This window comes from Thermoleophilum album, assembly GCF_900108055.1.
Taxonomy (GTDB): Bacteria; Actinomycetota; Thermoleophilia; order Solirubrobacterales; family Thermoleophilaceae; genus Thermoleophilum; species Thermoleophilum album.
The window spans coordinates 398,484-417,975 of the sequence record NZ_FNWJ01000001.1; the positions used below are offsets into that span (position 1 = coordinate 398,484).

17 protein-coding genes, 1 tRNA gene and 1 pseudogene are annotated in these 19,492 nt (G+C 69.7%); 4 read left to right on the forward strand and 15 right to left on the reverse strand.

The features are described from left to right. Positions 1-53: 53 nt before the first annotated feature. From BLW41_RS01875 to metG, 10 genes are all read right to left on the reverse strand, one after another. Positions 54-125: transfer RNA gene (locus tag BLW41_RS01875), tRNA-Gln, on the reverse strand. Between the two features lie 61 nt (positions 126-186). Beyond that, a complete protein-coding gene (locus BLW41_RS01880) occupies positions 187-2,424 on the reverse strand; it encodes a copper resistance CopC/CopD family protein (RefSeq protein ID WP_093115713.1) in 2,238 nt (745 codons plus the stop codon). Beyond that, positions 2,399-3,082: a TlpA family protein disulfide reductase gene (locus BLW41_RS01885; RefSeq protein ID WP_093115715.1), complete on the reverse strand. Its 684-nt coding sequence runs from the start codon at positions 3,080-3,082 to the stop codon at positions 2,399-2,401. Before BLW41_RS01885 ends, BLW41_RS01880 begins: the two co-directional genes overlap by 26 nt. Positions 3,083-3,171: 89 nt before the next feature. Further along, positions 3,172-4,416 (reverse strand): PucR family transcriptional regulator, encoded by a 1,245-nt coding sequence (locus tag BLW41_RS01890; protein ID WP_093115717.1) that lies wholly within the window; start codon positions 4,414-4,416, stop codon positions 3,172-3,174. A gap of 7 nt (positions 4,417-4,423) precedes the next feature. Further along, positions 4,424-4,672, reverse strand: coding sequence for a hypothetical protein (locus BLW41_RS01895; RefSeq protein WP_093115719.1), 249 nt, complete (start codon positions 4,670-4,672; stop codon positions 4,424-4,426). Then, on the reverse strand, positions 4,669-6,408 hold the full coding sequence (locus BLW41_RS01900) for a bifunctional DedA family/phosphatase PAP2 family protein (protein ID WP_177169251.1): 1,740 nt from the start codon (positions 6,406-6,408) through the stop codon (positions 4,669-4,671). The genes BLW41_RS01895 and BLW41_RS01900 overlap by 4 nt, the downstream gene beginning before the upstream one ends. Then, entirely contained in the window at positions 6,399-7,427 is a 1,029-nt protein-coding gene (locus BLW41_RS10825; protein WP_177169252.1) for a 4-(cytidine 5'-diphospho)-2-C-methyl-D-erythritol kinase, read from the reverse strand. Before BLW41_RS10825 ends, BLW41_RS01900 begins: the two co-directional genes overlap by 10 nt. Positions 7,428-7,440: 13 nt before the next feature. Next, on the reverse strand, positions 7,441-8,340 hold the full coding sequence (gene rsmA / locus BLW41_RS01910) for a 16S rRNA (adenine(1518)-N(6)/adenine(1519)-N(6))-dimethyltransferase RsmA (RefSeq protein WP_143038535.1): 900 nt from the start codon (positions 8,338-8,340) through the stop codon (positions 7,441-7,443). A 29-nt stretch (positions 8,341-8,369) separates the two neighbouring features. After that, complete coding sequence (locus BLW41_RS01915; protein WP_093115725.1) at positions 8,370-9,164, reverse strand: TatD family hydrolase; 795 nt, start codon at positions 9,162-9,164, stop codon at positions 8,370-8,372. A gap of 11 nt (positions 9,165-9,175) precedes the next feature. Beyond that, entirely contained in the window at positions 9,176-10,690 is a 1,515-nt protein-coding gene (gene metG / locus BLW41_RS01920) for a methionine--tRNA ligase (protein ID WP_093115727.1), read from the reverse strand. A 415-nt stretch (positions 10,691-11,105) separates the two neighbouring features. Here metG and BLW41_RS10830 point away from each other — a divergent pair, with 415 nt between their 5' ends. Then, on the forward strand, positions 11,106-11,510 hold the full coding sequence (locus BLW41_RS10830; protein WP_177169198.1) for a hypothetical protein: 405 nt from the start codon (positions 11,106-11,108) through the stop codon (positions 11,508-11,510). Here BLW41_RS10830 and BLW41_RS11420 read toward each other — a convergent pair. The 3 genes and pseudogenes from BLW41_RS11420 to BLW41_RS01935 all read right to left on the reverse strand — a co-directional run. Further along, positions 11,439-11,780, reverse strand: a pseudogene (locus tag BLW41_RS11420) (murein hydrolase activator EnvC family protein); the annotation flags it as partial. The gene BLW41_RS10830 and the pseudogene BLW41_RS11420 sit on opposite strands and share 72 nt — an antisense overlap. 262 nt (positions 11,781-12,042) lie before the next feature. Further along, on the reverse strand, positions 12,043-12,867 hold the full coding sequence (gene rsmI / locus BLW41_RS01930; RefSeq protein WP_093115731.1) for a 16S rRNA (cytidine(1402)-2'-O)-methyltransferase: 825 nt from the start codon (positions 12,865-12,867) through the stop codon (positions 12,043-12,045). Between the two features lie 16 nt (positions 12,868-12,883). Beyond that, positions 12,884-13,903, reverse strand: a complete 1,020-nt coding sequence (locus tag BLW41_RS01935) for an ROK family protein (RefSeq protein ID WP_177169253.1) — start codon at positions 13,901-13,903, stop codon at positions 12,884-12,886. 23 nt (positions 13,904-13,926) lie between these two features. On the opposite strand from BLW41_RS01935, the gene BLW41_RS01940 reads away from it, so the two are divergent. After that, positions 13,927-14,979 carry an LCP family protein gene (locus BLW41_RS01940; protein ID WP_093115733.1) on the forward strand — a complete coding sequence of 351 codons (1,053 nt, stop codon included), beginning with the start codon at positions 13,927-13,929 and terminating at the stop codon, positions 14,977-14,979. 39 nt (positions 14,980-15,018) lie between these two features. Here the strand turns inward: BLW41_RS01940 and BLW41_RS01945 are convergent, their stop codons facing one another. Then, positions 15,019-15,288 (reverse strand): FmdB family zinc ribbon protein, encoded by a 270-nt coding sequence (locus BLW41_RS01945; RefSeq protein WP_093115735.1) that lies wholly within the window; start codon positions 15,286-15,288, stop codon positions 15,019-15,021. Between the two features lie 67 nt (positions 15,289-15,355). Here BLW41_RS01945 and BLW41_RS01950 point away from each other — a divergent pair, with 67 nt between their 5' ends. Both BLW41_RS01950 and BLW41_RS01955 read left to right on the forward strand, forming a co-directional pair. After that, the gene (locus tag BLW41_RS01950; RefSeq protein ID WP_093115737.1) at positions 15,356-16,738 is read left to right on the forward strand and encodes a glycine--tRNA ligase; all 1,383 of its coding nucleotides are present in this window, start codon (positions 15,356-15,358) and stop codon (positions 16,736-16,738) included. Between the two features lie 224 nt (positions 16,739-16,962). Further along, entirely contained in the window at positions 16,963-17,247 is a 285-nt protein-coding gene (locus BLW41_RS01955; protein WP_093115739.1) for a ribbon-helix-helix protein, CopG family, read from the forward strand. 12 nt (positions 17,248-17,259) lie between these two features. Here BLW41_RS01955 and BLW41_RS01960 read toward each other — a convergent pair whose 3' ends face one another. Next, positions 17,260-19,443: an MMPL family transporter gene (locus BLW41_RS01960; protein ID WP_177169254.1), complete on the reverse strand. Its 2,184-nt coding sequence runs from the start codon at positions 19,441-19,443 to the stop codon at positions 17,260-17,262. Positions 19,444-19,492: the final 49 nt, after the last annotated feature.

Genomic DNA, 19,492 nt, shown 5'->3' on the forward strand with positions numbered 1-19,492 from the left:
GCGGGAAAACGCGGGGCGGCTGTGGGTCGATCAGGAGGAGACGACACGGCGAGCTGGGGAGCCCGGATTCGAACCGGGATCTCAGGGCTCCAAAGGCCCGCGTCTTGCCGTTAGACCACTCCCCAAGTGCGGCAGCCGCAGTCTAGGTGCGCAGGACGCCGCTCGGCGACCGACCTCCCACCGGGCTCAAGGGGTGGGAGGCGGCGGCACGATCCTGGTCGGCTGGTCGAAGGCATAGAAAGTTTGGGTCATGTAGTGGCCGGGAGCGATCATCCGTACTGCTCGTACGAGACCGCGCCGACGCTCGATCGCAAGGCGATACCAGATCGGCGTGCCCGGGTCGAACAGCGCGATGCGCAGGTAGCGACGATCGCCGCGCAACAGCCAGGCGTAGCGGGCGTACGCGGTCCAGCGGAACCAGGAGGCACTGCGGAACCGTCCGACGTAGGGCGAGCTCTCGACGCGTCCGTCGGGCAGCACCCGCCACTGCCGCGCCCCGATCACGACGCCACCGCCTCCCTGCGAGAAACGGAAGGCGAGGCGGTCGGGAGCGACCAAGGCATAACGGGTCACGACCGGTCGGCCAACGCCGCTAGTCAGCGTTTCATCCTCACGTACCGCTGCCAGCTTCCGCATCCGCCGTTCGGCGCGTGTCAGTAGTCTGCGCGCACGGTCCGCCGAATGCGGCGCTACTGCGAGCGGTAGACGCGCCACACCGACGCGTTGGCCGCGGCGCGCGAGGGTCACCTCGAGCTCTTCGGACGGCGCCGTCAGCAGCCCCTGCCAGCAGCCGGGGCCGCAGCTGCGCAGCCGCTCAGCGCCCGGTACGCGCGGTCGCGGTGCGAACGCCTCGCCACGCAACTGCCGCAGACGCAACTCGAAGGCCGCGCGCCCGCCGCGTTCGGGGCGCACCCACGCGGCGACCAAGACCGGACCGGCGTGGTCGGCAACCGCGAGTTCGCCCGGCAGCGGCGCCCGCGGCGGGCAACCGCGGCAGCCGAAGGGATCGGCACTCGCGAGCGTCGCCGCTACTTGCCGCGGCGGCAAGGCGAAACCGGTGAGCAGCGCACTGGCTACGAGTACCGGCGGAACCAGCCACGGCTGTGCGCGCACCACGCGCCAGTGGCGCCGCACGAGCCGCGCGGGGGCGCCCGCTCCGGCGATGCGCCGGCGCCAGCGCAGCGCGTGCAGCGCGCTTAGCAACGCGACGAACCCGACGAACTCGATCTTGAGCAGCAACACCCGGCCCCACGCGGTGTCGAGGAGGTCTTTCGGCGATCCCAGCGCGATCACGGCGTTGACGGTGCCGGCCGCGACCACGAGCACGAAGGCGGGTAGCGCTACCAGCCCGAAGGGCTCGAGCACCGCTGGCAGTAGGCGGGTACGGTGATCGCCCGCACGCCGGAGAAGTGACCACCAGGTGAGCGCGATCGCGAGGATCCCCCCTAACCATGCGCAGCCGGCGGCGACGTGCAGCGATAGCGCGGTGATCGCAAGCGCCTGCGGTTGGGCAGAGGCAGCGTGCCCGGCTGCAGCCAGCGCAACGATGGCGACGAGCGCCGCTCCCGCCCGCAGGCCCTGCCTGCGGGCGGGAGCAAGCACCGCCAAAGCGAGCGCCAGGGCCGCCGCGAAACGCCCCAGCCCAGCGCGATTGGCGAGCAGAAAATCGAAGATTGCGGCCGGGTCGAAGGTGCCCGCGGCACGCGTGGCGTCGGCCAGCGCAACGGCGAGAGCGCCGGCGACCGCAGCCAGCCCGAAGAGCGCGTGCACGCCATCAAAGGCAGCTCTTCTGCGCGCGAGCGTGCGACCGTCGAACGTACCGTCGGCACCGAGCACATCGGGAACAAGCCACTGCGAAGGCTTCCGCGCACCGAGCAAAACGGCGACGAACAGAGGGCCTGCGAAGCCGACTAGCCCGACGTAGAGCAGGACACGACCGAGGAGCCCGGCCAGACCGCCGAGGTCGAACGGCCCGCCGACCGCGAGGGCGCCGCTCGAGCCGAGTGGCGGTGCGCGCACCCCGAAGCCCACGCTGCCGGCGAGCGTGTGACCATCGACGGTCGAGACCGTCGACCAGTCCAGTCGGTAGCCGCCCCGGGGCATCGGGGAGCGTGGCTCGACGACGATCCGCCGGCCTTCGACGAACATGCTCGTCGCCAGCGGACGACCGCTTGCGTCGACGAGCTGCGCCCGTGACAAGCGCGCGGCGAGCGGCTCTGAGAACCGCAACTCAAGACGGGTGGGGGCGCTCTCGAGGCGGGCGCCCGGACTCGGGTCGCTCGCCACGAGCGAGGCGTGCGCGGAAGCTCGCGGCGCTGACAGAAGCGAGGCGAGCAGCACCACCAGGCCCACCGCGAGCGTGCTCGCGATCCGCGGCGGGCGCCCGACCGCCGCGCCGTCAGCGCGTCCCACGACGGTCGCCACCGCGGCGACTCCCGAGCGGCCTACCGGTCCGTGCGGCCGCTACGCCGCGTCGCAACTGCGACTCCGAGATCGCGCCGATTACGTGGCCTACGACGCGGCCGCGGGCATCGATGAAGAAGGTCTCAGGCAACCCTGTGACGCCGTAGCGACGCGCGATCTCGTTGTCCGGCTCGCGCACGCTCGGGTAGCTGAGGCGCAGCTCACCCACGAACGCGCGCGCGTCGTCACGCACGTCTTGCATGTTGAGACCGAGGAAGACAACACCGGCCGGCGCTGCTGCGCGCCAGCCCCGCTCAAGCGTCGGTGCCTCGGCGCGGCACGGTGGACACCAGGAGGCCCAGAAGTTGAGTACGACCGGCGTGCCCCGCAGCTCGCGGAGCGCTAGACGGTCGTCGGCGAGCGCTCGTCGTGCGGCCACCGGCAGGAGGCGTTGGTCGCCGCGCACCAGGACCGGCAGCGTGAACTGGGGCGCGGCCGGTGTGCGCCCGCGGGCGAGCTCGGAGTCGAGGCTGCCGCCCCCGGACCGCGCGACGAGCCCGTAGACGAGGAGCGCCAGGAACGCGCCGACCAGCAGCGCCGCCGCCAAGCGCACGCCCGGACGGCCGCTGCCGATGGCGGCGTCCGGAGAGTCGTGGTGCGCACTGGTCGCCCCCGCCATGCCTCACAGTCTGACGGGTCGCCAGCCGGGGACCGGCGGTTTCGAGATCGGTGCGCGAGCGCCCGCACGCCAATCGCGGCGTCGCGCGGTCAGTCGCGGGTTCGTATGTCGCCGCGAGGGACGCGCCCGGCGCCGGCGCCGGGCTCTTGGGCGGGGCCCCCTGGTGGCACGATGCCGAGCACACGCATCGCCTTCAGTCCCAGCGAGAGGCGCTCCCGCCCTTCGCTGGAAGAGACGTCGAGACCGGTCAGCTCGCGGACTCGCTCAAGCCGGTAGCGAATCGTGTGGCGGTGCGTGTAGAGCCGTTCGGCGGTGCGCGCAAAGCTCGCGTCGAGTTCCAGGAAGGTCTCGAGCGTACGTACTAGCTCGGTCTCGTACTGCTCGTCGTAGGCCGCGATCGGGGCGATCGTCTCGCGGTAGAAGCGTTCGAGCTCCTCGGCGTCTTCGCTGAGCGCCGGCAGCAACAAACGGTAAGAGCCCGTTTGGTCGAACGTCAGCTGGCGCTCGCCGTGCGCTTCGCCAACGTTGGCAGCGAGCTGCGCCTCGCGCAAAGCGCGTGCGAGGGCCCGGGCCTCGCTTGCCGGGCGGCTGATGCCGAGCGTGTGCGGGTACCCGGGGAAGGAGCTTTCGACCTCGGCTAGCAGGGCTTTTCGCACGCGCTCCGCTGCCTTCGGCGCAGCCGCCGCCGGGACGATCACGGCCAGCTGCTCGCTTATGCGATCGCGGGCGCGCTCGGGCTCGAGCGGAGCGACCACCGCACCGCGAACGACCGCGCGCACGCAGCGCGCCAGCGCGCTGCGCAAGCGGTCACGCCAGTCGCCGGTTTCCGCGGCCGGCGGTCGCGCCCGTAGCAACATCACCGTCGCGCCGGCGGAGAGATCGGTCCCCAGCGCATCCAGCGCTTTCGCAACTTCGCCGTCTTCGACATGGCCCGCGGCGAGCTGGGCAACCAGCTTGCGAGCGGCTTGCTCGGCGGCGCGGTCCGGCAGGCGGGCACGATCCACCTCGAGCGCGATGAGGGCAGCGATCGCCCGCACCACCTCCGGTTGTGCCGGCTCCGCACGGTAGCGCAGCCGCAGCTCGCCGACGCCGCGCTCAGCGACCTTGAGGGGCACGCGCTCCACTCCCCGCCCGCCTTCCAGGAGCTCGCGCTCATCGGCGCTGGAGGCAGAGGCGACGACCAGCGCCGTACCGCGCTCGTCGAGCAGCAGCAGGCCCGCTCCCAGTGCGCGGGCAGCGGCGCGCGCGACCGCCGGCAGCCCGGCCCCGGACTCGATCAGCTCGGAAATAGCGGCAAGCCCGGCGAGGCCGCCACTTTGCGCGCTCGTGCTCACCAGTCGGTCACGCCCAGCGGTCGTAGAACCACACGACGACGAGGCCCAGTGCGGCACCGATCGCGAGCAGACTCACGAGCATGTAGAGCGTGAGCACGGCAGCCACCAGCCGCTCCCAGAGGCGCTCGTAGCTCGCCCACGCCGGCACCAGGATGTAGGAGGCGTATGCGGCCAAGACCACGCCGACGGCGAGCGCCAGTGCAAGCTCTACCTTGCTCAGCCCGAAGCCGCCGAGGGCCAGCGCAAGCCAGGTCACTGAGAGTCCCCCCGCGTCGCGCTGGCCCCGCTGCCCTGACCGGCGGGCGCGCTCGCAACGCTGCTCGGGCCGGCAGGCGCGTTGGTGCGCGCAGCGCGGCCGCTGCCGCTGGCGCCGTCGGAGTGCACCGACGCGTCGTCGAGGATCGTCGCCGAGCCGGTGAGCGACCGGCCCTCGCCCCCCCTACGCCGGCGGTGCGCGAGCACCACGAACACTGCTGCCGCGACGCTGAAAGCGAAAGCTCCCAAGGCCCAGCCTGCGACTACGTCGGAGAAGTAGTGCACCCCGAGGTAGATGCGCGTCACGCCGACGATCGCCGTCAGCGCCACCGCTGTCGCAAGTAGCGTCGCGCCACGCGTGATTCCCGGCAAGGCCCGTGCGAAGGCGACAGCCACGGCGATCCACGCGGTCGCGTAGGACGCGTGGCCGCTAGGGAAGGACGGACCCTCGGCGGCCACGAGTGCACCGTTCGGCCGCGGCCGATCGATACCGTACTTGAGCGCTTGCACCGAGACGAAGAGCAGGAGCGCTCCGAAGAGGATCGCCCCTGCATCGTAGAAGCGTCGCGCCGCGACCAGCACGACCAGCGCGAACACCAGTAAGCCCAGGATCACGGGCGTGGAGCCAAGCTCCGTGAGGTAGCGGGCGACGTCGAGCAGCGTGCCGTCCCGCAGGCGCTCCGCCACGTCGGCGGCAGCCCGATCGAGCGTCGTGGGACCAGGGTTGCGGGCAACCGTGACGCTTTCCAGCGTCAGCACATAGGCCGCCGCCCCCGCTACGGCGACCGGCGTCGTCAGTTCGAGACCGAGCGCCCCTGGCGTCAGCCGATCGACGAGGAACCGTAGCTGCGGTGCAAGCCACCGCGCGAACGGCACGAGCAGGCGCTCCCAGAAGCGCCGCAGCAGTCGCACAGCCCAGCCAAAGCCGCGCTTTCGCTCGGCACGCTCGAGCGCTTTCACGACGCGCGCCCGACGCTCGACGTCACGCAAAAGCCGCCATGAGACGACCACGGCCACGACCATCGCTGCGACGAATCCGAAGGCCGCGGTGGCGCGGCTTGCGAGCGCCGCGACCTGATCGAAGGAGTGCCAGAAGATGAAGCCGAGCACACAGAAGGTGGTCGACCAAAGGCCAGTACCGATGATGCTGTAAGGCAGGAAGCGGCTGTAGGGAACTCCCGACGAGCCCGCGACGAACGGCGCCAGTGCCCGTACCAACCCGATCCAGCGCCCGATCAGGATCGTCTTGCCGCCGTGGCGAGCGAAGTAGCGCTCGACTTGATACAGCCGGTCGGGCGTGATGCGCAAGCGCTCACCGTGGCGCAAAACGAAGGTGCGGCCGAGCCGTCGACCAATGAAAAACGAAGAGGTGTCGCCGAGCGCCGCGCACAACCAGACGACGCCGATCAACAGCAGCAGGTCGATCTCCCCCTGACCAGCGATCACTCCGCCGACGATCACCACCGTCTCGCCCGGCACGACGAGCCCCACAAAGGCGCCCGTCTCGAGAAAGGCGAGGGCGCCCACCAACAAGTAGCTCCACGGGCCGAGAGCCTGAGCCGTGTCCTTGATCGCTCGCTTCGGGTCAGGGAAGCTCGGCAGCAGACCGCTCGCGAGCAGCCCACCGAGGGCTGCGAGCAGCAGCGCAGCTATCGCTCCGGCCCAACCGAAGCGCCGCCGTAGCGGCCAGAGCAGTCCGGCACCGGCGGCGACCGCGATCCATCCGACTACGCGCACGCGCAACCCCTTCCTTTGCTCGCGCTTCGCTGTATAGCGGTTACGATCGGCGCTTCGAAACCGCCTCCGAGCGATCGCGCGAGCTCCCGCGCAGCCGCTCGCGCCGCGGCCGGCGAGGAGAACAGACCAAAGACCGTCGGGCCCGATCCCGCGACGCCAGCAACGAGCGCTCCCAACGAGCGCAAGCGCGCCAGCGGCTCTGCGAGTTCGGGGCGCAGGGCGAGTGCCGCGACCTCGAGGTCGTTTTGAAAGAGCGCGGCGAGCGCCCCCGCGTCGACAGTGTCGAGCAACGCGGCGAGCGCGTCTGGGTCGGGCAAGCTCGCAGGCGTGCCTTGCGCCTTCGCGGCCCTGGCGGTGCCCGCCAGCTTCGGCGGCGAATGCGTACTTCGCAGTTCGTCGAGCTTGCGGTAGACCGCAGCCGTCGCGAGCCCTTCGCGGTGGGGCACGAGCACGACCGGCAAGGGCGGCAGCGACACTTCGCGAAAGCGCTCGCCGATGCCCCAGACGACGCGATTTCCCGGCCGCAGTTGACTGGGCACGTCGGAGCCGAGGCGCAGCGCGAGGTCTCGCAGTTCGTCGAGGTCGAGGCTGCGGCCGCGCGTCTCGGGCCATCGATCCCGGCGCGCTTCGAGCAGGCGCAGCGCACCCCGCAAAGCCGCCGCAGCGTCGGCTGAACCACCACCGAGCCCGGCGGCGACCGGTATCCGCTTGCGAACCCGCACCTGTAGCGGTGGCAAGTGGGGGAGCACTTGCCGCAGTGCCGAGAGAGCGCGAGTAATCAGGTTTTCGCCGTCGACTCCTGGGCACTCGACGTGATCACGCTCGAGGCCGTCTGGAGCGGCGATCTCGAGCTCGTCGCACAGGGCGAGGCGCGCGAAGACCGACACCAGCGGATGCATGCCGTCCGCGCGAGGCTGCCCCACGCGCAGCAGCAAGTTGAGCTTCGCCGGCGCGAGCTCGCGGACCTCCGGCGTTGTGCTGGCGACGCGGTGCGTCGCGCTGCGCTCGGCGGGGCTCATCGTGCGGTTCATCTCACGGTCGGGGCTGCGCTCGTCGCAAGACGCCGCGCTCGGCCAGCACCGCCGGAAGCTTGCGCCAGGCGTCGGGAGATAACTGCTCCGCGCGCGCGTCGGGCGGATAGCCGAGCGCCTCGAGCACGCTGCGGACGATCGGGCGCTCGTCTGCGGCCACCAGCCCCGCTCGCGCGAGCGAGCTCGCCAGCGGCTTGCGGCGATGAGCGAAGCCGGCGCGCACCAGCTGCACGCTCGCGCTCGACAGCGCGTCGCGAACGCGCCGTAAGCGCACGATCGCCGACCACACACGCGGCCGCGGAACGAACACTTCGGGCGGCACTCGCCGTTCGATCCTCACCTCACACGCCGCTTGGACGAGCACCGTAGCGAGACCCCAGGTGCGCGTACCAGGCGTCGCTGCGAGCCGCTCCGCGACCTCGAGTTGGACCATCGCGATCCAGTCTTGCAGGGTGGGCAACGCGGTTATCGAGTGCACCAGGAAGCTCTGCGCGATCGAGTAAGGGAGGTTCGCGACCAGCCGATCGGGCGGCGGCTCGAGCGAGCGCTCGTGCAACGCGAGCGCGTCGCCGTGGTGCACGCTCGCCGGCAGGTCCGCCAAGCGTTCGCGTAGCCAGGGGACGAGCCGCTCATCGAGCTCGACGACGTGCAGGTAGCGGGCGCGTTGCGCGAGTTCGACGCTCAGCACACCAAGGCCGCCGCCGACCTCGAGCACGACCTGGTCGGACCGTACGGCTGCAAGCGCGAGCAGCGCGTCGCGCAGGTTGCGATCGACCAGAAAGTTTTGGCCGCGGCGGCGACGTGGCGAGAGGTTGAGCCGCGCGAGCGCCTCGCGCGTCTCCGCGGCTAGCGAGGGCGAGCGCCCGGCAGTGTGGCGCTGCTCAGCGGATCGCTGCCTCATGAGCGCGAGGGCGAGGTCACGGGACGAGGTCACCACCCAAATACGCGCCGGGCGTTGCGCTCGACGGTACCGGCGAGCTCGGCAGCCGACACCCCGCGAAGCTCGGCCAGGGCCGCCAGGGTGTGCCGCACGTTCGACGGCTCGTTGGGACGGCCGCGAACCGGCTGCGGACTCAGGAACGGCGCGTCGGTCTCGACGAGGAGTAGCTCGTCGGGCACCACCCGCGCTGCTTCGCGCAACCGTTGAGCGGCGGGATAGGTGACGTTGCCGGCGAACGAGCAGTAGTAGCCGCGCTCGACACACTCCGCGATCCGCTCAGGCATCCCGAAACAGTGCAGGACGACGGGCGTGCGCCGGTCGTAATCGGCGAGCACTGCGAGCGTGTCGTCAGCCGCCTCGCGGGAGTGCACGACGACGGGCAGCGAGAGCTCCGCCGCCAGTTCGAGCTGCCGGCGAAAGGCATTGACCTGCGTCTCGCGCGGCGCCCCAGCACGGTAGTAGTCGAGCCCCGTCTCGCCGATCGCGACAACTAAGCCAGGCGCCGCTCGGACCGCTTCGCGCAGCGCTCGCAGCCCATCGTCGTCGAGCAGTTGGGCGCTGTTCGGGTGGCAACCAACGATCGCGAATACTTCGTCGTGCCGCCGGGCAAGGGTGACGGCGTCGACAGCTTGCCGCGGCTCGAGCGCGACGTTCGCGATGCGCTGCACTCCGCCCGCCCGCGCCCGCGCAACGATCTCGTCGACCGGAGCTGCGCATAGCTCGAGGTGACAGTGGGTATCGACGACCGCTGGTGCGCAGGCATCGGCGGTCGCGCCAGCTGGCATCGGCGAGCGGGTCAGGAGGCCGTAGCGCGCTCGACCCGTGGGAAGAGCTGGCCGACCGAAGCGACCTCGCGGCCGCCGCCCCGTGCTCCGATCACGGCAGCCTCGAGTGGCTCCTGGGGACAGCCGAGCGCGCCAAGCAGCCGAGCTGTGGCAGTGGGCAGGTATGGGCTGGCGAGCACCGACACGACACGCAGACCCTCGATTAGCCCATAAAGGACGTCGTCGAGCGCAGCGTGTGCGCCGTCGCGCGCGAGCTCCCAGGGTTTGCGCTCCTGGACGTAGCGATTGAGCAACTTAACGCGGCGCCAGATCTCGTCGAGGGCGCCGCTCAGGTCGACCTCGTCGAGCCGCCCCCGCACCCGCTCGTCAAGGCCCGCGAAGCCTTCTGCGAGCGCTCGCTCGACGGTCCCCTCGGGCACGCGGCGTTCGCGGTAGCGCTCGACCATCGCGATCGTGCGGCTCGCGAGGTTGCCGTATTCGTTGGCGAGCTCGCTGGTGTAGCGCGTTTCGAAGCCTTCGGGCGAGATCGAGCCGTCTTGACCGAAGGTCACTTCACGGAGGAGGTAGAAGCGCAAGGCGTCGGCACCGAACGTTTCGATTACCTGGAACGGGTCGATGACGTTGCCGAGCGACTTCGACATCTTGTGTTCGTCCATGAGCAGGTAGCCGTGGATGAAGATCCGCTCCGGCAGTTCAAGCCCCGCCGCCATCAACAGAGCGGGCCAGATGACTGCGTGGAACTTGAGAATGTCTTTCGCGATCAGGTGGACCGAGGGTGGCCAGAAGCGAGCTGTCAGGTCCTCCCCGGGGCGCGCGTAGGTGAGCGCCGTGTAGTAGTTGAAGAGCGCGTCGACCCAGACGTAGATGACCTGATCAGGATCCCACGGCACCGGTACGCCCCAGCGCAGGCGCGCACGTGAGAGCGAGAGGTCGTTGAGGCCCTGCTCGATAAAGCTTCGCGCTTCGTTGAACTTGGGCTCGGGCCTTACGAAAGTGGGGCGCTCGCTGAACAGTCTCTCTAGCGGCTGCTGAAAGGCCGAGAGCCGGAAGAACCAGTTCTCCTCGCGCTCTCGCTCGAGCTCGATGAGGTGAATCGGACAGCGGTTGCCCTCGGCCAGTTCGGACGGTGTCTTGAAGTCAGCGCAGCGGGGGCAGTACCAGCCTTCGTAGACGCCCTTGTATACGTAGCCGTTGTCGTAGATGCGCTGCACGAGCTCTTGGACTTTGCGCTCGTGCTCGGGATCGGTGGTGCGGATGAAGAAGTCGTTGGTCGCCCCGATCGTCTCGGCGAGCTCTCGAAAGCGCCGAGCGTTGCGGTCGGCAAGCTCCCGCGGCGACACTCCCTGTCGTTCGGCTGCCTGCGCTACCGGCTCACCGTGCTCATCGGTGCCGGTGAGGAAGAAAACCTCCTCGCCGCGTTGGCGCATGTGTCGGGCGAGCACGTCGGCGGCGATGGTCGTGTAGGCGTGCCCCAGGTGCGGCTCCGCGTTGACGTAGTAGATCGGGGTCGTGACGTAGTACGCCATTCGCGTCGATGCTATCCGCCCCTGGCCGACCAACCGCCGGCGACGAGCCGCCCCAGCGCGCACTCCCGGCTGCCGCGACCAGCAACAAAAGGCCGAGGGCGATCGCTGAAAGCCGCAGCTGGTGAGAGTGCGATCGGGAGCTGCGCGCCCGCTGGTCGCTTCCTTGGCCGACCGTTACGAGACCCGCGCGTGGTTGCTCGCCGCTGTCAGGGAGCCGCGCGCTCACGGGCTCTCGCTCATGCCGGGACCCTCGGACACTCCCGACGCTGCCCCGCCGAACACTCGCTCGCCGCGAGCGCGCGCTCTGATGTGCAGGGCGACGGGGCGCCACCGACGCGCGAACGCCCGGGGCGCCGGTCACGCCCCGCACTCGATCGGTCAAGCGGCTGACCGGTGAAGCCGAGAGGCCAAGCTGGTGACCGTCAGTGGCGCCCTGTCGAGTACTCACCGCTCGCCGCCCATCGTCCACCTTTACCGCAACCGGTGGCGGCGATTCGTTGCGTGGGGCGAGCGCGCCAACCGGCGTCGGCAGCGGTGGCGCCGGCGCCGCCTCGCTTGCCCCGGCGCTCGCCGGCGGCTGCGCCTGCCGGCTCCCGACTACACGCTCGACACCGCTTTCTGGCGGTACGGACGGAGGATCCGCCGCCCGACGCGGCAGGAAAGCAAGCGGATCGAAGTAGCGCCGTCGGTCGCCAGCGTCGCGGACTCCGAAGTGCAAATGCGGACCAAGCGGCTCTCGCTCAGCCGCGCCGACCCGACCAAGCAAGCCGCCCACGGGCACTGCCTGGCCCCGCGCTACCGACAACTCACCGAGGTGTAGGTACGTGGTCTCGAGCGGTCGATCGGGCAGCGCGATCGTCACTACATAGCCTTGCTCGGCGACCCGCCCAGCGAAGGTGACGGTGCCACCAACCGCGGCTCTGACCTCGGTACCCAGCGGCGCCGCGATGTCGATGCCGCGATGCTGGCCGGCGGAGTACGGCGACCCGGAGACCGCGAAACCCCGGATCACGGGGCCTTCGAGCGGCCAGCGCCAGCCATCATCGGCGCGCGCAGGGCCGGCGACCAGCAGCGCTCCGAGGGCCAACATCAGAGCACACAAGCGAGGAGCGGCCCGCGTTCTGGCGGCGCGATGGCGCCGCGCACGAGGCCATCGACTGCGCGCTTTCCAGAGGCTGTTTTCGCGGTGCTGTAGGTCTCCGAGCACGCGGGGACCGTAAGGCGTCCACGCGCCGCCACCGCCCCGAAGCGCTGAACCGTCGCTTACGCGTAGCGGGCACGTGGTATCCGTCTCGCAAGCGTTACGCAAACGCGCCGCGCCCGAGCGCAGCTTGCCGCTCAACCCGCTCGGCTTATTCGGTCCCCTGGGTGACCGCGCGGTACAGATCGTTTGCGCTCTGACCGGTCAGGTCGGCAACGACGGAAGCCGCCGTGCGGGGCTTCGCTCCCGCGGCCATTAGCCGCTTGACCGCTTGCACCGCCGCCGCGTCCGGCTCGCTGGCCGGGCGCGGTCCACCCGGTCCCAACACCAGCGCGATCTCGCCCTTCGGTGGGGCGTCGCGGTAGCGCTCAGCGAGCTCGGCAGCGGTGCCCCTCACAACCTCTTCATGGATCTTGGTCAGCTCACGGCAGACCGCAACCTGGCGCTCCGGCTCGACTTCCGCCAAGGCCGCCAAGGTGGCGGGTAGCCGCCGCGGCGACTCGAACGCGACCACCGTCTCCCGGTGCTCGGCGAGCAGTCTCCGCAGGGCGGAAGCCTTGCGCGGCAAAAAGCCGGCGAAGTGCCACTCGTCGGCCGGAAATCCAGACGCCACGAGCGCGGTCGTAGCGGCCGACGGTCCCGGTAACACCTCGACCGGCAGGCCCGCGGCGACGCAGGCGCGCACGAGCAGGTAGCCGGGGTCTGAGATTAAGGGCATCCCGGCATCGGAGACGAGGGCAACCGTCGCGCCCTTTTGCATGCGTGCGACCAGTTCGTGCGCCCGCTCGCGCTCGTTGTGCTCGTGATACGAGACGAGCTCCGCACGCACGCCGTAGCGGTCCAGCAACTGCCGCGTGCGGCGCGTGTCCTCGCAGGCGATGACGTCCGCTGAACGCAACGCCGAGAGCACGCGAAGCGTCACGTCTTCGAGGTTCCCGATCGGCGTCGGACAGACGATTAGGCGCCCCTCAGCCACCGCCAGCTGCTGCCTCTCACTCTTCCCGTGCGCACAGTTCCGCCGCCATGATCGCAGCGCCGATTGCTCCGGCGCGTTCCCCCAGACCCGCTAGCTCGACCTGTACCTGCTCGCGAATCGCCGGCAACGCCCGTTGCTCGAGGACGCGCCGGGCGGGTCCCAAGAGCAGCTCGCCGGCGCGGGCGAGACCGCCGCCGATGAGGATCAGTTCGGGGTCGAAAGCGTTTGCGAACGCAGCCAGGCCGACACCGAGGTGTTCGCCGACCGTGGCGATCAACGCCTGCGCCTGCCGGTCGCCAGCGAGTGCCAGATCGGTCACCAGTGCGCCGTCGATCTCTGCACCGGCAAGCAGCGCCTGACCAAGCGTGCTCTCGGGATCACGCTCCGCTAGTTCCCGAGCGGCGCGCCCGAGCGCCCCTCCGGAGGCGAGCGCCTCGAGACAGCCGCGGCCAGGGCACTTGCCCTGGCAGGGCGGGCCGTCCTTGGCGATCGGAATGTGCCCCAGCTCGGCGGCGAACCCCCGCGCCCCGCGATACAGCTGGCCGTCGAGCAGCAGCGCCCCGCCGATGCCGGTTCCAAGCGTCAGCATCACGACGTTCTGGCGGTCGACCGCGGCCCCCATGGCGACTTCTCCACGAAGTGCGCAGTTGACGTCGTTGTCGACCGCCACCGGGCGCCCCAGGGCCTGGGCGGCGCGCACGCGGAAGTCGACGCCCTCGAGTGGCAGGTGCGTCGAATACGGGATGGCGCCGCGAGCGCTTGGAACCAACGCGGGCAGGCCAAAGCCGAAGGCTTGAACCTCGCCGACCGCCTTTTCCAGCTCGCGGCAAAACTCGATCAGAAGTTCGACGGTCGCGTCGGTCGTACGTTCCCGCCAGGTCGTGCGGAGCTCGTGTTCGACTGCCCGATTGGGGTCGAGAACAACGCCGAGGATCTTGGTCCCACCGGCGTCGATGCCGATCACACGAGCCCCGCGCCGCGCGCCGTTGTCGCGACGAAGTCCGGCAGTTTGCGTTGTCGGCGGCAGTTCGGGCAAGGCGACTCTGTATACAGGCAGCAATGGCGTCCGAGTCGCCGCCTCCCTACCGCATCTATCGCGCCCGCCGCCTGCGCTCCCGGCACAGCGTGGAAGCTGGGCTGGAGGCGCTGCGCCGGCGCCGCCGCAACCCACTCCGGCTGCGCCCCCGTGGCCCCCTGACGGTCGGGAGGGCAGTCCGTTGGGCGTTCGCCGCCGCCGTCGCTTGGCTGCTCCTGTCGCTGGTCCTGTTCCTGGTCAGCGCACAGCTCGAGCCGGGTCTGGGGCCGGCCACCGAACAAGTTTTGGGGGGCGCAAGCCCGCTCGCCGGCAGCACGATCCTGGTGCTCGGTACCGACGCACGGGTCGGTGCCTCGATCGACCGCTCACAAACAGGGCCGCCACGCGCCGACACGATCATGCTGCTGCGGGTCGGGCTCAGCGGCGTGCGCAAGCTCTCGATTCCTCGCGACACCTACACCGAGATCCCAGGCCACCCAGCACAGAAGATCAACGCCGCTTACGCACTCGGCGGCGCACCGCTGATGGTGCAAACGGTGGAGAACTTCTTTGGCGGGCGGCTGCGTGTCGACCACCTCGTGGAGCTCGATTTCGCTGACTTCCCGAAGCTGATCGACGCGCTGGGGGGCATAACCGTGTACTCCAAGTCGCGTATCTGCTCGCCGCCCTTCGACAACTTTTGGCGCGGCTTGCGTTTCCCGGCGGGCGAACTGCACCTAAACGGCCAGCAGGCCCTCGGGTTCGCACGCGTGCGCAAAAACCGCTGCGCGCCTAACGAGACCGACCTCGACCGGGCGCAGCGCCAACAACAGGTGGTCGACGCGATCCGTCGGCGTCTGCTCGCGCCGGCAACCTTCGTGCGTCTGCCGCTCGTGGCCTGGCGAGCGCCGAAGGCTCTCCGTACCGACATGCGCGGGCCGACGCTGCTCGCGCTGTTCGCAGCGATGGCGATCGGCGGCTCCGGGGGCCAAGCTCACGTGCTCGAACCGTCCTGCCTCTCCTGCGGCCCCGGCAGCAGCATCTTGGTGTCCGAGGGAGCGAAACGCGATGCCCTCGGCTACCTCATCGGCGGCTAGCCAGCCGGCATCGGTGGCCAGGCAGCCGACGAACGGCGGCTAGTCGTCGGAGCTCGAACTGCCCTCCCCCGACGAGGAGGAGCTGTCCGTGCTGTCGGACTCCGGCGCCTCACCGCCGATCCGCTTCGTCTTGTTGCGACCGTAATCGGTCGTGTAGAAGCCGCTGCCCTTGAAGTGAACGGCCACAGGATGCAGGACCCGCCGAGCCGGGGCCTCGCAAGTCGAGCAGCTCGTAAGCGGCTCGTCGGTCATGCGCTGCATGACCTCGAAGGTATGTCCGCGCTCGCAGCGGTACTCATAGATCGGCATGGCACTCTCAGTATAGGAGTGCCAAGCGGTTGGCGACGACCGCCAGCGGCTATACCTTCCCGCCGACATGGCCGAAGCCCCGATCCGCGCGGTGACGATGGACAAGGTCGTAGCGCTCTGCAAGCGCCGCGGCTTCGTTTTCCAATCGTCGGAGATCTACGGTGGACTGGCGTCCACCTACGACTACGCCCACTACGGCGTGCTGCTGAAGCAGAACGTCAAGCAGGAGTGGTGGCGAGCGGTGCTGCAGGAGCGCGACGACATGGTCGCGCTGGACGCGGCGATCCTCATGCACCCGCGTGTCTGGGAAGCATCCGGCCACCTCGAGGGCTTCACCGACCCGCTCGTGCAGTGCCTGGGCAAGTGCAAGAAGCGCTGGCGCGAGGACGAGCTGCGGGCGCAACAGCTCGGCTCCGAGCACGCGGAGGGCGAGATCGTGTGCCCGGAGTGCGGCGGCAAGCTCACCGAGCCGCGTCAGTTCAACCTGATGTTCAAAACCCACATGGGTCCCGTCGAGGAGGAGGCCGCCGTCGTCTACCTGCGTCCGGAGACCGCGCAGGGCATCTTCGTCAACTTCCGCAACGTCCTCCAGTTCGCGCGCCGCAAGCCGCCGTTCGGGATCGCCCAGGTGGGCAAGGCGTTCCGCAACGAGATCACGCCCGGCAACTTCATCTTCCGAACACGCGAGTTCGAGCAGATGGAGATCGAGTTCTTCGTCCCGCCGGCCGAGGCCGAACAGTGGCACCGCTACTGGATGGACGAACGGCTTGCCTGGTACCAGCGCCTCGGTATCCGTCCCCAGCACCTACGCTTGCGCGCGCACGGCCCGGACGAGCTTTCGCACTACTCGAGCGCGACGTCCGACATCGAGTACTTGTTCCCGATGGGTTGGGCAGAGCTCGAGGGGATCGCCAACCGCGGTGACTACGACCTCCGCCGCCACGCCGAGTTCTCGGGCGAGAAGCTCGAATACGTGGACACCGCGACCGGCGAGCGCTACATCCCGCACGTCATCGAGCCGTCGGCGGGCGCCGACCGGGCATTGCTCGCTTTCCTGGTCGACGCCTACGACGAGGAGGAGGTCGAGGGGCGCAAGCGCACGGTCTTGCGCCTCCACCCGCGACTAGCGCCGATCAAGTTGGCGGTGCTGCCACTGGTCTCCCGCGAGGGTATGCCCGAGCGAGCACGCCGGATCTACGAGGAGTTGCGCTCCGCCTTCTTCTGCGAGTACGACGAGGGTGGATCGATCGGCCGCCGCTACCGCCGCCAGGACGAGATCGGGACCCCCTGGTGCGCGACCGTCGACGGCCAGACGCTCGAGGACGACACGGTCACGCTACGTGACCGCGACTCGCTTGAGCAGGTTCGGATCCCGGCAAGCCGCCTGCGCGCCGAAATCGAGCGTCGCCTAGCAGAGCCGTGGGCGCCACCGGCGGCGCCACGAAGCTAAGTCCCTGCGACTGCGATTTTTGCCGACCGGCGCTGTGCGATCGCCGCGGTCGTTGGCGGCCGCTGGGCGTCCCGGGCGATCCTGGGCTGCAATTTCGCTTGCAGCGACCGCGCGCTTGAACGGTGGTTGCACGGGATCCGCCCTCGGAAGCGCTACCGGCCTTTACCGATGCGGGTTTGCGGGCAGTTTCCCTTGTACGCTCAGTCGCCGTGACCCCTCGCCGAATGCGTGCAACTACGGTTCGCTTTAGCGCCGATCTTTGGGAACTGCTCGAGCGTGAAGCGGCTCGCAGCGGCGTCAGCGTCGCGCAGTACGTGCGCGAGGCCGCCCTGGCACGCATCGCCTATACCGCCGGCTTGCGCGGCGAGGGGCTTTTCCAGCCGCCGCCGGAGCACGAAGAGGGCGCTGACAAGGGGCGTGGTCGCGGCTCGGGACGGGGGCGACGCCGCAGCGGTGGTGGTGGTGGCCGCTCGGAGCTGCTTGCGCTCAGCAGCTCCGAGTTCGCCTGAAGGCGATCCCCGTCACACGAGCGCGCGGGGTTCTTTGAGCGCCGCTCGTGACGCATCGTCAGCGAGCGACGACTGCGGTCCCTCAAGAACCGGCAAACGCTGCTCCAGCCAGTTCGGCAACCACCAGTTCCAGCGACCGAACAGCACCATCATCGCGGGCACAAGGACGAGCCTGACGAGCGTCGCGTCGAGCGCAATCGCCACCGCCAAACCCACGCCCATCTCGCGGATGGTCGGTACACCGACGAATGCAAACACCGCGAATACCGCGACCATGATCGCCGCAGCGCTCGAGATCGTGCGAGCGCTCGCTGCAAGCCCCTCGGCTACCGCGCGGGCGGTGTCGCCGTGCAGCCGATAGCGCTCCCGTATCCGGGTCAGCAGGAAAACCTCGTAGTCCATCGACAGCCCGAAGGTGATAGCCAGAAGGAGGGTCGGCGTGACGCTGTGGATGTAGCCGTGTCGCTCGACTCCGAGCGGCTCGAGCAAACCGTGTTGAAACACGGCCGTGAGCACGCCGTAGGCAGCGGCCGTGGAGAGCAGGTTCATGAGCGCGGCCTTGAGCGGCAGGATCAGGGAACGCAGCAGCACGACCAACACAACGCACGACAACGCCGCGACGAAGATCAACACTCGCCACAGCGAAGAAGCCACCAGTGCCCGGAAGTCCTCTATAGCCGCGGTCACACCCCCGACCGAGACGGTCGCGAGCGGAGCAACGCGCTGGGGACCGTCGTCCCTCAGACGGTCGAGCAGCGCGCGCGCTTCGCGGCTCTCCGCCCCGCGCGCGGCGTACACGGCGACGAGCACTGCACTACGGTCGCGAGCGATCAGTGGTCGCTCGACCAACGCCGCGTTTGGCAAGCCCCGCACCCACCGGCGCCAGCGCTCAACCGCGGCGAGCAGGCGCCGGTCAACCGTGCGGCCGCTCCGTGGCTCGAAGGCAACGAGCAGTGGGCCGGATGCGCGGGGCCCGAGGGCTAGCTCGGCGAGGCGCTGGCCACGAAGGTCGGCACTGTCCCGCGGCAGCTGCCCGCCGATGCTGTCGTCGAGTCTCATCGAAAGCGCCGGCGCCGCGAGCGCGAGCATCACCGCTGCGCTCAACAGCGCGGCGGTGATGGGGCGTCGCAAAACCGCACGCGTCCAGCGCAGCCATAGCTCGCTGCTGCCCGGCGTTTCGGACCGGACGCGACCCCGCCGGAGGCGCTTGCCGAGCGCGAGCGCCAAGGCCGGTAGCAGCGTCAAGGCTCCCAGTACGGACACGATCACGACGATCACGGCACCAACCGCCATCGAGCGAATCAGCCGCGCATCGACCAGGAACAGCGCTCCCAGAGCGAGGACAACGGTCACGCCAGCGAAGGCCACCGCGGTCCCCGAGGTAGCGAGCGCTGTCCGTAGCGCCGCCGTCGCCGTCGCGCCCTTGCCCAGTTCCTCCCGGTAGCGAGCGAGCACGAACAGGGAGTAGTCGACGGCCACGCCGAGGCCGATCATCGACGCCATGTTGGTCACGAACACCGACATCGAGAACCACTGCGAGAGCAACCAGATCGCCGCACCAGTGATCGAGATCGCGCAGAAACCAAGAGCTAGCGGCAAGCCGGAAGCGGCGAACGACCCGAACACCCAGATCAGCACTGCGGCGATCAGTGGGAAGCCGAAGAGCTCGGCCTCTCGGAGGTCGTGGCGAGACTGCGCCTGGACCGCCGCAGAAAGCCCCCCTTCGCCCGCCAAGTACACCCGGAGGCCATTGCCCCGGTGTCCGACGCCGAGGCGTTCTCGCAATGTCGCGGCATCGGCGCTGGCGTCACGCTCGCCGATCCCGAGCTGCACCGGCAGGGCGATGATTCGGGGGGAACGGACGCCCGGCTCACGGGTCGAAGCGCGCAAAGAGGAGCCGCCGGGCAAGGCACCAGCGATGCGTGCCCCGGGTACCGAGGCGACGACCTTCTCGATGCGACGGAGCTCGCGTGTCAGGGCACTCTTGGGCGTCCGCGGCGCCGCTTCAAGCACCACCACTGCCGCACCCCCGGGCACGTTCGGGAAGCGCTCAAGCAGGTCGTCTACGCGCTGCGACTGCGAGCCTGGCACCGAGAAGCCGCCAGCCGTGAGGCGCTCGGTCTGACGGGCGGCAAAGGGGAGCGAAACAGCTACCAGCAGCGCCCACGCTGCCAGCACCAGAAGGCGGCGGCGCACGACGAAATCGTCAAAACGCGGAAGCCGGCCCACGGTGGGAGCTACGACG

Excerpts from the sequence above, each read along its gene's own strand:
- BLW41_RS01915 (WP_093115725.1), bottom strand. The coding sequence starts at position 9,164 with ATGCCAGCTGGCGCGACCGCCGATGCCTGCGCACCAGCGGTCGTCGAT.
- BLW41_RS01940 (WP_093115733.1), top strand. The coding sequence starts at position 13,927 with ATGGCGTCCGAGTCGCCGCCTCCCTACCGCATCTATCGCGCCCGCCGC.
- rsmA (WP_143038535.1), bottom strand. The coding sequence starts at position 8,340 with ATGAGGCAGCGATCCGCTGAGCAGCGCCACACTGCCGGGCGCTCGCCC.
- BLW41_RS01955 (WP_093115739.1), top strand. The coding sequence starts at position 16,963 with ATGCGTGCAACTACGGTTCGCTTTAGCGCCGATCTTTGGGAACTGCTC.
- BLW41_RS01945 (WP_093115735.1), bottom strand. The coding sequence starts at position 15,288 with ATGCCGATCTATGAGTACCGCTGCGAGCGCGGACATACCTTCGAGGTC.
- BLW41_RS01950 (WP_093115737.1), top strand. The coding sequence starts at position 15,356 with ATGGCCGAAGCCCCGATCCGCGCGGTGACGATGGACAAGGTCGTAGCG.
- BLW41_RS01885 (WP_093115715.1), bottom strand. The coding sequence starts at position 3,082 with ATGGCGGGGGCGACCAGTGCGCACCACGACTCTCCGGACGCCGCCATC.
- metG (WP_093115727.1), bottom strand. The coding sequence starts at position 10,690 with ATGGCGTACTACGTCACGACCCCGATCTACTACGTCAACGCGGAGCCG.
- BLW41_RS10825 (WP_177169252.1), bottom strand. The coding sequence starts at position 7,427 with ATGAGCCCCGCCGAGCGCAGCGCGACGCACCGCGTCGCCAGCACAACG.